The following is a 12109-nucleotide window of genomic DNA, read 5'->3' as shown; positions in this document are numbered from 1 at the left end:
TTCGTGATCATGCGGTGCGGCAGGGCTGACGCTGAGTGACCTATCGGGCAGACCTCTCACGTCCGGATACTCGCACGGCTGCGGGCGCCGCCTCAACCGCCGTTCGCGCTTTTCGTCGTGGCAGCGGCACGAAGCAACGAATCCGTTACATGGGAGCGCTGTCGAGTAGCGTGGACAGCAGAATCCGGGCGCTGCCACCGACGTATTGACTCGCTGCTCATCGCCGATGGCCTAGCGTTACCGAATCCCCGCCCGCCCGTCGTCCGGAGGTGCTGTGGCGCCGACCATGGCCGATGTCCTGGCCCTGCAGGCCCTCGCCGCCGGCGGCCCGCGCGTCGTCGCCGGGGCGTCCCGGCTCGACACCCCCGTGCGGTGGGCGCACGTCGCGGAGATCCCGGAGATCCCCACCCTGCTGCGCGGCGGCGAGCTCGTCCTGACGACCGGCATCGGGCTGCCGACCGACCCGGCGGGCCGGGCGGCGTTCCTCCGGGCGCTCGCCGACGTCCCGGTCGCGGGCCTCGTCGTCGAGCTCGGCCGCGCCTTCGTCGGCCGACTGCCGGCGGCGATGGTCACGCAGGCGGAGCAGCTCGGGCTCGTCCTCGTCGAACTGCCCCGCGAGGTCGCCTTCGTCGAGGTGACGGAGGCGGTGCACGCCCTCGTCCTGGACGCCCAGATCGCGCTCATGCGCGCGACGCAGGCGGTCCACGAGGCGTTCACGGAGATGTCCGTCGAGGGTGCCGAGCCCGAGCACGTGCTGCGGCTCGTCGCCCGGCTCGCCCGCACGCCCGTCGTCCTGGAGAACCTCGCCCACCAGGTGCTCGCCCACGACGCGGCGGGCGGCGACCCCGGCCGGCTGCTCGACCGCTGGGAGTCCCGCTCCCGGCAGGCCCGCCCGGAGGGCCGGACCGGCTGGGACGCCGACGCCGGGCTGCTCGTGACGACCGTCGGCGCCCGCGGCCACGACTGGGGGCGGTTGCTCCTCGTGCGGCCGGAGCCGCCCGAGCCGCTCGACGTCCTCCTCGTCGAGCGCGCGGCCGCGACGCTCGCCCTGAACCGGCTGCTCGCCCGCGACCTCGAGGGCCTCGAGCGGCAGACCCACCGCAGCCTGCTCGCCGCCCTCCTCGCGCACACCGAGCCGGACGCGGACGTCGTCCTGCGGGCCCGCGCGCTCGGCGTCCCGCTGGAGGGCCGCCGGCTGCTCGGGGTCGTCGTCCGGCCGTGGAGCCCGCCCGGCTCCCCCACCGGCGGCCTCGAGGGCCAGGCCCGGCTGCGCGACCTCGGCGAGTGCGTCGCGCACGCGGCCCGCGCGGCCGGCGTCGCGGCCCTCGTCGGCGCCCTCGACGACCGCGGGATCGGCGTCCTCGCGGCGCTGTCCCCGCGCCAGCGCGACGTCGACGTGCTGCCGCTGCTCGCCGACGAGGTGCGGCGCAGCGTCAAGGGCCGGCTGCCGCACGTCGACGCCGACCGGCTCGTCGTCGCCGCGGGCTCGGTCGTCGGCGGCCCGCGGGACGCCCGCCGCTCGCTCGTCGAGGCCGGTCAGGTCGCGGACGCCGCGGCGCACCTGTCGACGACCGCACCGTTCCTGCGGCTGCCGGACCTGCGGCTGCGCGGCCTGCTCCAGCTGCTGCGCGACGACCCGCGCGTGCACACCTTCACCGAGCGCGAGATCGGCGCCCTGCTCGCCCACGACGCGGCGACCGGCGACGACCTCACCGGCACCCTGCGCACGTACCTCGCCGCGGGCCGGAACAAGTCCGTCGCGGCCCAGCGCGCCCACCTGTCACGCCCGGCGTTCTACGACCGCCTCGCGAAGGTCGAGCAGGTCCTGCGCGCCGACCTCGACGACGTCGAGACGTGCACGTCCCTGCACGTGGCCCTGCTGGCCCACGACACCCGCTGACTCCCCTGCTCGTGCTCGCGCCCCGTACCGTTCCGGCCCGACGTGGGCGCTGTTCCCGGTACGGGGCGCGAGCATGAGCGCAGGTGGTGGGACGCCTCAGTCCAGGGCGGCCATGACGTGCTTGACGCGCGTGTAGTCCTCGAAGCCGTACATCGACAGGTCCTTGCCGTAGCCGGAGTGCTTGAAGCCGCCGTGCGGCATCTCGGCGACGAGCGGGATGTGGGTGTTGATCCAGACGCAGCCGAAGTCGAGGCGGCGGGCCATCCGCATCGCGCGGCCGAAGTCCTTGGTCCACACCGAGGACGCCAGCCCGTACTTGACGCCGTTGGCCCACTTCAGGGCCTCGTCCTCGTCGGTGAACCGCTGGATCGTCATGACCGGGCCGAAGATCTCGTTCTGGACCATCTCGTCGTCCTGGAGCAGGTTCGCGACGACGGTCGGGGCGACGTAGAAGCCGCGGTCGCCCTGCCGGGCACCGCCCGCGACGACCTCGGCATGGCCGGGCACCCGGTCCAGGAAGCCGAGCACCTGGTTCATCTGGTTGACGTTGTTCACCGGCGGGACGAGCGCGTCCTCGTCGGTCGGGCCGCCCTCGAACGTCGTCTTCGTGCCCTTGGCCTGCTCGGCGAGGGCCGCGACGAAGCTGTCGTAGACCTTCGGGCCGACGAGCACCCGGGTCGCGGCGGTGCAGTCCTGGCCGGCGTTGAAGTAGCCGGCGACGGCGAGCCACTCGGCCGCGGCCTCGACGTCCGCGTCGTCGAAGACGACGACCGGGGCCTTGCCGCCGAGCTCGAGGTGCACGCGCTTGAGGTCCCTGGACGCCGACTCGGCGACCTGCATGCCGGCCCGGACCGAGCCGGTGATGGCGACCATGGACGGCGTGGGGTGCTCGACGAGCGCCCGGCCGGTGTCGCGGTCACCGGCGATGACGTTGAAGACGCCAGGGGGCAGGATGTCGGCCTCGGCGACGAGCTCGGCGATCCGGGTCGTGGAGACCGGGGTCGTGTCCGACGGCTTGAGGACGACGGCGTTGCCGGCGGCGATCGCCGGGGCGAACTTCCAGACCGCCATCATCATCGGGTAGTTCCACGGCGCGACCTGGCCGACGACGCCGATCGGCTCGCGCCGGATCATCGACGTGAAGCCGCTCATGTACTCGCCCGCGGACCGGCCCTCGAGCACCCGCGCGGCGCCCGCGAAGAAGCGGATCTGGTCGACCATCGGCGGGATCTCCTCCGCCGTGGTCACCGCGATCGGCTTGCCGGTGTTCTGCGACTCGAGGGCGACGAGCTCCTCGGCGTTCGCCTCGATGACGTCCGCGATCTTCAGCAGCGCGCGCTGGCGCTCCGACGGGGTGCTGTCGCGCCAGGTCTCGAAGGCCGCCGCGGCCGCCCGGTAGGCGCGGTCGACGTCCTCGGCGCCGCTCAGCGGGGCGGTGCCGAACACCTCGCCCGTCGACGGGTCGACGAGGTCGGTCGTCCGGCCGTCGACCGCGTCGACGGACTCGCCGTTGATGACGTTGCGCACGACGCGCTTGACGGACTCGCTCACGGGACTTCCCTTCCGAAGGAGGTCGCTGGGGTTCGCGCGGCTCCGCAAGGGCAGGACCGCCTCAGGGCGACTCTAACCAGCAGGCACCGGTTTCGACAGCCCCGAGGCCGCCAAACTGAAGATTCAGTGTCCAGAAACCATCGCGACGACGGAATCACTTGCACCAGGGACGTTGGACCCGTCAGGATCTGGACGTGGTGAACCGCCCTTCGCGGCCCCGATCCCTCCATGCCCTCCTCGACGAGACGTCCAAGCGGATCATCGAGCAGCTGCAGGAGGACGGCCGCCGCGCCTACGCGACGATCGGCAAGGCCGTCGGCCTGTCCGAGGCAGCCGTCCGGCAGCGCGTCCAGCGTCTGCTCGACAGCGGCGTCATGCAGATCGTCGCCGTCACCGACCCTCTCCAGGTCGGCTTCGCCCGCCAGGCGATGATCGGCCTCAAGGTGTCGGGCGACATGGTCGCGGTCGCCGACCGGCTCGCCGAGCTGCCGGAGATCGAGTACGTCGTCGTCACGGCGGGCTCGTTCGACGTCATGGTCGAGGTCGTCTGCGAGGACGACGACCACCTGCTCGAGCTCCTCACGCAGAAGATCCGGACCCTTCCCGGGGTCGAGTCCACCGAGACGTTCGTCTACCTGAAGCTGCGCAAACAGCTCTACAACTGGGGTACCCGATGACCATCAGCCCGCAGGCGTTCTCCGAGCCCGGCAAGGACACCCTTGCCGACAAGGCCCGGGACCACCTCTGGATGCACTTCACCCGGCACTCGACGTACGAGAGCGGTGCCGGGCACGTGCCGGTCATCGTCCGCGGCGAGGGCGCCTACATCTGGGACGACCAGGGACGGCGCTACCTCGACGGCCTCGCGGGCCTGTTCACCGTGCAGGTCGGCCACGGCCGCCAGGAGCTCGCGGACGCCGCCGCGATGCAGGCGCGCGAGCTCGCGTTCTTCCCGCTGTGGTCCTACGCGCACCCGCGGGCCATCGAGCTCGCCGAGCGGCTCGCGGCCTCGGCGCCCGGCGACCTCAACCGGGTCTTCTTCACGACCGGTGGCGGCGAGGCGGTCGAGACCGCGTGGAAGCTCGCGAAGCAGTACTGGAAGCTCGTCGGCAAGCCGCTGAAGCACAAGGTCGTCTCGCGCAACGTGGCCTACCACGGCACCCCACAGGGGGCCCTGTCCATCACCGGCATCCCCGCCGCCAAGGAGATGTTCGAGCCCCTCGTGCCCGGCGGCCTCAAGGTCCCGAACACGAACATCTACCGCGCCGACGAGCAGCACCGCGACGACCCGAAGGCGTTCGGCCTGTGGGCCGCGAACCGGATCGCCGAGGCGATCGAGTTCGAGGGCCCCGACACCGTCGCGGCCGTCTTCCTCGAGCCGGTGCAGAACTCCGGCGGCTGCTTCCCGCCGCCGCCGGGGTACTTCGACCGGGTCCGGGAGATCTGCGACCAGTACGACGTCCTGCTCGTCGCCGACGAGACGATCTGCGCCTTCGGCCGGATCGGCGGCATGTTCGCGTCCGAGGACCTCGCCATCAAGCCCGACATGATCACCTGCGCCAAGGGCATGACGAGCGGTTACTCCCCCATCGGCGCGATGATCGCCAGCGACCGCGTCTTCGAGCCGTTCCGGCACGGGACGACGTACTTCCCGCACGGGTACACCTTCGGCGGGCACCCGGTGTCGGCCGCGGTGGCGATGGCGAACCTCGACATCTTCGACCGCGAGGACCTCTACACCCACGTCCGCACCGAGGGGCCGAACTTCCGGGCGACGCTGGAGAAGCTCACCGACCTGCCGATCGTCGGCGACGTCCGCGGCGAGGGCTTCTTCTACGGGATCGAGCTCGTCAAGGACAAGACGACCCGCGAGACGTTCGACGACGACGAGAGCGAGCGGCTCCTGCGCGGCTTCCTCTCGAAGGCGCTCTTCGACGCCGGCCTCTACTGCCGGGCCGACGACCGCGGCGACCCCGTCATCCAGCTCGCGCCGCCGGTCATCATCGGCCAGAAGGAGTTCGACGACATCGAGGGCATCCTCCGCTCGGTGCTGACGGAGGCGTGGTCGCGGCTGTGACCGACCGGCGCGGCCGTGCACGCACCGACGTCCGGCGCGCACCGCAGAAGCAGGTGCGCGACCGGGCGGCGCTCGACGCCCTCCTCGACTGCGCGCTCGTCGCGCACCTCGCGGTCGTCGAGACGTCGGCGGAGGGTGCCGTGCAGCCGTACGTGGTCCCCGTCGGCATGGCGCGGGACGGCGACCGGCTGCTCGTCCACGGGTCGACGGCGTCCCGGGCGTTCCGGGCGCTCGCGGCCGGGGCGCCGACGTGCGCGACGGTGACGATCCTCGACGGGGTGGTCGTCGCGCGCAGCCAGTTCGAGTCGTCCATGAACTACCGCAGCGCGATGGTCCTCGGCCGGTGCACCGAGCTCGTCGGGGAGGACAAGGAGCGGGCGCTCGCCGTCCTGTCCGAGCACCTGCTCCCGGGGCTCACGGAGCAGCGGACACCGACCCGCAAGGAGAGTGCGGCGACGTCGGTGCTCGCGCTGCCGCTCGAGGAGTGGTCGCTCAAGGTCTCGGCGAAGGGCGGCCCCGAGGACGACCCGGCCGACCTCGACCGGCAGACGTGGGCGGGCATCGTGCCGCTGCACCACACGTGGGGCGAGCCCGTCGACGCCCCCGACCTCGCCGCGCCGTACCCGGTGCCCGCGCAGATCGCCGACTGGCCGCAGGGTCGCACCTGACGAGGGCGCCCACCCGAACGACGTCCGAACCGTTGTCCTGGAAGGGTTCTGCGATGACCACCCCGACGAGCGCGGGCTACCGCGCGCTGTCCCTGTGGCACGACACGCTCGCCGCGTCCGGTGACGACGACCTCGCCCCGCGCCCGGGGCTCGACGGGGACGCCGACGTCGACGTGTGCGTCGTCGGCGGCGGCTACACCGGTCTGTGGACGGCGTACTACCTGCTCCTCGCGGAGCCCTCGCTCTCGGTGCTCGTCGTCGAGGCGGAGGTCGCCGGGTTCGGCGCGAGCGGCCGCAACGGCGGCTGGTGCTCGGCGCTGTTCCCCGCGTCGTCCTCGTCGCTGGCCCGCCGGCACGGCCGGGACGCGGCGCTCGCGATGCGCCGGGCCATGAACGACACCGTCACCGAGGTCGGGCGGGCCGCACGGGCCGAGGACGTCGACTGCCACTGGGCGCCGGGCGGCACGGTCCGGCTGGCCCGCACCGAGGTCCAGCTCGGGCGGGCCCGCGCCGAGGTCGCGGAGGACGCGCAGTTCGACGGTGTCGACGGCGTCGAGATGCTCTCCCGCGAGGAGGCGCTGGCGCACGTCGGGGCGACCGGCGTGCTCGGGGGCACGTACGTCCCGCACTGCGCGCGGATCCACCCCGCCCGGCTCGTGCGGGGCCTGGCCCGTGCGGTCGAGCGCCGCGGCGGCCGGATCGTCGAGCGCACCCGCGCGATGCGGATCGAACCCGGTACGGTCCCCGCCCGCGCCGGCGCGAACCCGCTGCGGGACAACGCCTCCGGCCCACGGGTGGTCACCTCGCGCGGCACCGTCCGGGCGCGGTACGTCGTCCGGGCCACCGAGGCCTGGACGGCGACCCTTCCCGGCTCGGCGCGCGACGTCATCCCGGTCTACTCGCTCGTCGTCGCGACCGAGCCGCTGCCCGCGTCGTTCTGGGCCGGTGCCGGCCTGGCGAAGGGCGAGACCTTCTCCGACCACCGGCACCTCATCGTCTACGGCCAGCGCACCGCCGACGACCGGCTCGTCTTCGGCGGGCGCGGGGCGCCGTACCACCGCGGCTCCCGGATCGAGCCGGAGTTCGACCGCGAGCCGGAGGTGTTCGCCGGCCTGCGCGCCGCCGTCGCCGACCTGTTCCCCGCGATCCGCGGGCACGCCTTCACCCACGCCTGGGGCGGGCCGCTCGCGATCGCCCGCGACTGGCACGCGAGCGTCGGGCTCGACCGGCTCTCCGGCGTCGCCTGGGCGGGCGGCTACGTCGGCGACGGCGTCGGGACGGCGAACCTCGCCGGCCGCACGCTCGCCGACCTGCTCACGGGGCGCACGACGGAGCTCACCCGGCTGCCCTGGGTCGGGCACCGCTCGCCGCGCTGGGAGCCGGAGCCGCTGCGCTGGCTCGAGGTCAACGCCGGGCTGCGCACGATGAGCCTGGCGGACGGCGAGGAGCGGCTCACGAAGCGCGGCTCGCTCGCCGCGCGGCTGCTCGCGCCGATGCTCGGGCACTGACGGCGGCGGCCGTCCGCGGTGCGGACGGCCACGGCAGGAAACTGCGGGAGAAGGCGGGCAACCTGTCGCGCCGCCCGCACGACAGAAGGGTGTGGCCGCACCCGCCCCGTCGCAGGCGCCTGCCCGGACGCCGTCTCCCGACGGGGCGCCGGGCCGGCCCGACGGCGCCGTGACGGACGCGCGCCCGGCGGTCGCCGCGGCGTTCGAGGCGTTCTTCGAGACGCACCACGCCGAGCTGTCGCGGCTGGCCTACCTCGTCACCGGGAGCTCCGGGACCGCCGACGAGGTCGCGGCCGACGCGCTCCTCGCGACGTGGACGCAGTGGGACCGGGTCTGCGCCGCGGACTCCCCCATCGCGTACGTGCGCCGGATGGTCGTCAACATCGGGACGAGCCGGGTGCGCCGCACGATCCACGAGCGGCGTCTCATGCCGATGCTCGTCGCCGCCGACGACGAGGACGCGCCGGACCTCACGACCGCTGACGTGCTCGACGTCCGCGAGGCGCTGCGCGCGCTGCCGCCGCGGCGCCGGGCGTGCATCGTCCTGCGCTACGGCCTGGACCTGTCCGAGGAGGAGGTCGCCCGGACGCTGCAGATCAGCCCGGGGACCGTCAAGAGCCAGACGTCGAAGGCGGCCGCGCAGCTGCGCGGGCTGCTCGGCGGGAGGCCCCGATGACCGACGACGACCTGCGGGACCTGATCGCCCGCGCCGCCCGCGAGCACACCCCGGACCGGGCCCGGATGCGGGCCCGGTTCGAGAGCGGCCGGGCCGGGCAGGAGGGCCGCCGCCCGCCCGGCCCGGGCGTCCCCGGGCCCCGCCGGGGCTGGGTGCAGCCCACGGCCTGGGCGGTCGCCGCCGCCTGCGCCGTGACGGCGTTCGCCCTCGGCACCGGCGGCGTGCCGGTGAGCGGCGGGCCCGACCCGGGCACCCCCGCCGCGTCCGCCGCCACGACCGGACCGGCGCGCACGGCCGCCCCGACGACCTCGGCGGTGCCGACGGCCCCGCTGCCCGACGCCGTCGCGACGAGCGCCGACGCGACACCGCGGACCCACCGTGCCATGCCCCGGCCGGGCGCGCCGACGACCCGGTCCCCCGGGCCGGCGACGACCGGTTCCGCGGCCGGCGGCAGGGACCGCTGCGACGTCGGGGCGCGGCTCGTCGACGGGCCCTACGTCGTCGCGAACAACCAGTGGAACGCGGAGGCCGGCACCGGGCGGCAGTGCGTGCGGCTCACCGGCGCCCCGGGCGACGCGACCGGGTGGACCGCCCGCTGGACGTGGTCGGGCGGCGAGGGCACCGTCAAGGCGTACCCGAGCGTCGTGCGCGGCTGGCACTGGGACTGGGGGGTGACCGACGACGCGTTCCCCGTCCGGCCCGGCCCCGGCAGCACGCTGCGGACCGCCTGGCGCTACCGCGTCGAGGGGTCCGACCCCGGGCGGGCCGACGTCAGCACGATCCTCACGCTGCACGCAGGCACGCCGGCCGGTCCCGAGGACGTGCCGGACGCCGAGGTGCACGTCGTCCTGTCGACGTTCGGGATCGCCCGACCGCCCCGAGACGCCATGCTCGGGAGGGTCCGGCTGCCCGGGGCGGGCACGTTCGACGTGACCCGGGCGGGGCCGATCTGGACCCTGACGTCCACCACGGCCGCGGACCGCCGGGAGGTCGACGTCGACCTCGACCTCGTCGGCGCCCTGCGTCTGCTCGAGGGGTTCGGTCTCGACGGGCGCCTGGTCGTGTCCGGCCTCGTGGCCGGCGCCGACGTGAGCACGGGAACGGCCGCGCTCGTGACGACCTCCTACCGCGTGCGGGCGGGCTGACCGAGAAATCCGGCGATGTCGGGAAACCGATCTGGCCTCCCGCGCGACGGACCCCGCGTGGAGACCTCGACGACCCAGGCCCTGAAGCAACGCCCGCGGCGCCGCACCCGCCGCCGGCTCGTCGCGCTCGGCGCGGCACCCGTCCTCGTCGCCGGGGTGGCCGTCGCCGCACTCGCGACGAACGGCGACGCGGCAGTCGTGACGTCGAACGGGGTCCGGGTCTCCGGCTCCGCCACGCCGACGGCGGCCACCCCCGGCTCGACGCTCACCCTGACGACGAAGGTGCGCAGCTCGGCGGCCCGGACCGTGCTCGTCGACGTCGAGCTGTACGGCCCCGACGGTGCGCGGACCGCCCAGAAGTTCTGGACGTCCCAGGCGCTCACGGCGGGCCGGACCCGCACCTGGTCGACGACGGTGCGACTTCCCGCGACCGCCCGGGCCGGCACCTACCAGCTCCGCGTCGGCGTCTTCGGCACCAACTGGACGCCGCTGCTCGCCTGGAACGGCGACGCCGCCCGGGTGACCGTCGGCGGGGCCCCGGCGCCCGCCCCGACCACTCCGGCCCCGACGACACCTCCCGCACCGACGGCGACGGCGACCGCCGGCACGCCCACGGCGACGGGCCCGACGGCGTCCCCCGCTCCGACGACCCCGACGAGCACGGCCCCCGCCCCGCCGTCGCCGACCGCGACGACGACCGCACCGACCGGCGGCACCGCCCCCGCGCACTTCTCGCTCGTCGCACCGGGCGGCGCGCTGCCGAGCAGCGCGCAGTGCGCCGCGTGGGTGCGCGCCGTGCCGGCACCCGCCGAGGTGAAGGGCGTCAACCGCACCGCGAACGCCACCCAGGGCCGCCCGGTGGCCGGCGCGACCGGGCTGCGGGCCCGCGTCGACGGCGCCTTCACGGGCACGACGGAGCAGATCCTGCGCTGGACCGCCTGCAAGTGGGGCGTCGACGAGGACTTCGTCAAGGCCCAGGCCGCGATCGAGAGCTGGTGGCGGACGGACACCAAGGGCGACCTCGGCTCCGACCCCGCCCGCTGTGCCCCCGGCCACGGCATCGGCGTCGACGGCACGGCCGGCACGTGCCCCGAGAGCTGGGGCCTGCTCCAGGTGCGCTACCCCTACAACCAGGCGGCGTTCCCGGACGCGATCAGCTCCACCGCCTTCAACGCCGACTGGGCGTACTCCTCCTGGCGCAGCTGCTACGTGGGCGAGCTGACCTGGCTCAACGACGTCGAGCGCGGCTCGCAGTACGCCGCGGGCGACGCGTGGGGCTGCGCCGGGGTCTGGTTCTCCGGCCGGTGGCACACGGCGGCCGCCGAGGGCTACATCACCCGCGTCAAGGGCTACCTGGACCAGCGGATCTGGGAGACCGCGGACTTCCGGCAGCCCTGACCCCCGACCGGGCCGCCTGTGCTTCCACCACTGCGGCCCCCGCCGGGCGGGTACCCCGACCCGCCCGCGCCGCCCGCACCGCTCCGTCCGCTCTCGGACCGGCGGGCGGCAGGTCCCCGCCCGCCGGTCCCACCCCCTCGGCACCGGCGGGCGGGGACGCCCTGGCACCCGCCCCGGTCAGCAGTCGAAGGACGCGTCGATCCGGACCGGCGGGGCGTCGGAACCGGCCGGCGGCACGAGCAGGGCCGCACGGACCTCGGTCCGCCGCGGGGTCAGCGTGACGACCGGCGTCGCGTCCCCGACGTACTCGACCGCGCGGGTCGGCTCGCCCTCGACGGTGAGCGTGATCTCCGCGACGTTCGGACCGGTGACGTGGACGACGAGCACGGCGCCCTTCTCCAGGGTGGCCGTGACGGTCCGGACGTCGTGGGCGAGCTCGCACGTGCCGGCCACCGAACGGATCTCCCGGTCCGTCCCGTCGTCACCGGTGACGGTGCCCCGGGTCCGGTAGGTGCCCACCCGGGTCCCGCCGCCCCAGGCGGGCTTCTTCGTGCCCGCCGTGGGAGAGCCCGCCTCGGCGGCCTCCGCCACCGTCGGCTCGTCGGACGGCGGGGCTTCCGCGTCGTCCGTGGGGGTCTGCTCGGCCGGCTCCGCCGTCGCGGTGGCCACCGGACCGGCCGTCACGGTCTGCGGGTCCGACATCGACACCTCGAGCTCGCGCGAGCAGCCGGCGGACCCGAGCACCGAGAGCACGACGGCGACGGACGCGGCGGCGCGCGCCGCCGTCCGCCCGGGTCTTCCCGTGATCATGTCCGCCTCCCCGGGCCCGCATCCTGCCATGCCGGGGCGTCAGCAGGTGAAGCTCGCCTCGACCGTCACCGTGCTGCCGTCGCCGGCGAGCCGCGCACCGCGCAGGACGGTCCGCCCCGGGGTGAGCGTCACGACGGAGCCGCCGTCGCCGTTGAAGTCGGCCTCCCAGGTCCCCGCGGTGCCGTCGAGGGTGATCGTCGACTGCGGGGCGCCGTTGGTGTCGACCGTGAGCACGTACCCGTCGGGCAGCGTCGCGACCACGGTGCGCTGGTCGGAGTTCACGTCGCAGGTCGCGGTGACCGGTCCGCTCCACGTCACCTCGCCGCCGAGCACGACCCGGCCGGTGACGCCGAAGGTGCCCTGCCGGGAGCCGCCC

Annotated in this window: 11 protein-coding genes; 8 read left to right on the top strand and 3 right to left on the bottom strand. The window is 74.8% G+C overall.

Going from position 1 to position 12109, the window contains the following annotated elements:
• The first annotated feature begins 286 nt into the window (after positions 1-286).
• Positions 287-1900, top strand: a complete 1614-nt coding sequence (locus tag ECOMGDLI_RS32805; RefSeq protein ID WP_233153730.1) for a PucR family transcriptional regulator — start codon at positions 287-289, stop codon at positions 1898-1900.
• Positions 1901-1996: 96 nt separating this feature from the next.
• Here the strand turns inward: ECOMGDLI_RS32805 and ECOMGDLI_RS32800 are convergent, their stop codons facing one another.
• On the bottom strand, positions 1997-3451 hold the full coding sequence (locus ECOMGDLI_RS32800; protein WP_088321010.1) for a gamma-aminobutyraldehyde dehydrogenase: 1455 nt from the start codon (positions 3449-3451) through the stop codon (positions 1997-1999).
• 194 nt (positions 3452-3645) lie between these two features.
• On the opposite strand from ECOMGDLI_RS32800, the gene ECOMGDLI_RS32795 reads away from it, so the two are divergent.
• The 7 genes from ECOMGDLI_RS32795 to ECOMGDLI_RS32765 all read left to right on the top strand — a co-directional run bounded on the left by ECOMGDLI_RS32795 (position 3646) and on the right by ECOMGDLI_RS32765 (position 10923).
• A complete protein-coding gene (locus tag ECOMGDLI_RS32795) occupies positions 3646-4128 on the top strand; it encodes an Lrp/AsnC family transcriptional regulator (protein ID WP_233153729.1) in 483 nt (160 codons plus the stop codon).
• Entirely contained in the window at positions 4125-5528 is a 1404-nt protein-coding gene (locus ECOMGDLI_RS32790) for an aspartate aminotransferase family protein (protein WP_088321009.1), read from the top strand. Before ECOMGDLI_RS32795 ends, ECOMGDLI_RS32790 begins: the two co-directional genes overlap by 4 nt.
• Positions 5525-6196 carry a pyridoxamine 5'-phosphate oxidase family protein gene (locus tag ECOMGDLI_RS32785; protein WP_198955396.1) on the top strand — a complete coding sequence of 224 codons (672 nt, stop codon included), beginning with the start codon at positions 5525-5527 and terminating at the stop codon, positions 6194-6196. Before ECOMGDLI_RS32790 ends, ECOMGDLI_RS32785 begins: the two co-directional genes overlap by 4 nt.
• A gap of 53 nt (positions 6197-6249) precedes the next feature.
• Positions 6250-7704 carry an FAD-binding oxidoreductase gene (locus tag ECOMGDLI_RS32780; RefSeq protein ID WP_088321008.1) on the top strand — a complete coding sequence of 485 codons (1455 nt, stop codon included), beginning with the start codon at positions 6250-6252 and terminating at the stop codon, positions 7702-7704.
• Between the two features lie 169 nt (positions 7705-7873).
• Positions 7874-8380 (top strand): SigE family RNA polymerase sigma factor, encoded by a 507-nt coding sequence (locus tag ECOMGDLI_RS32775; protein ID WP_088321012.1) that lies wholly within the window; start codon positions 7874-7876, stop codon positions 8378-8380.
• Positions 8377-9525, top strand: a complete 1149-nt coding sequence (locus ECOMGDLI_RS32770) for a hypothetical protein (protein WP_088321007.1) — start codon at positions 8377-8379, stop codon at positions 9523-9525. The genes ECOMGDLI_RS32775 and ECOMGDLI_RS32770 overlap by 4 nt, the downstream gene beginning before the upstream one ends.
• Before the next feature lie 57 nt (positions 9526-9582).
• A complete protein-coding gene (locus ECOMGDLI_RS32765; protein ID WP_088321006.1) occupies positions 9583-10923 on the top strand; it encodes a hypothetical protein in 1341 nt (446 codons plus the stop codon).
• Positions 10924-11100: 177 nt separating this feature from the next.
• Here ECOMGDLI_RS32765 and ECOMGDLI_RS32760 read toward each other — a convergent pair whose 3' ends face one another.
• Both ECOMGDLI_RS32760 and ECOMGDLI_RS35110 read right to left on the bottom strand, forming a co-directional pair.
• Positions 11101-11733: a hypothetical protein gene (locus ECOMGDLI_RS32760; RefSeq protein WP_088321005.1), complete on the bottom strand. Its 633-nt coding sequence runs from the start codon at positions 11731-11733 to the stop codon at positions 11101-11103.
• 39 nt (positions 11734-11772) lie between these two features.
• Positions 11773-12109 (bottom strand): hypothetical protein (locus ECOMGDLI_RS35110; protein WP_198955395.1); only part of this gene is annotated, 337 nt, incomplete at its 5' end.

The organism is Kineosporia sp. R_H_3 (genome assembly GCF_002198675.1).
Classification (GTDB): Bacteria; Actinomycetota; Actinomycetes; order Actinomycetales; family Kineosporiaceae; genus R-H-3.
This window is presented reverse-complemented; position numbering and strand designations above follow the sequence as displayed.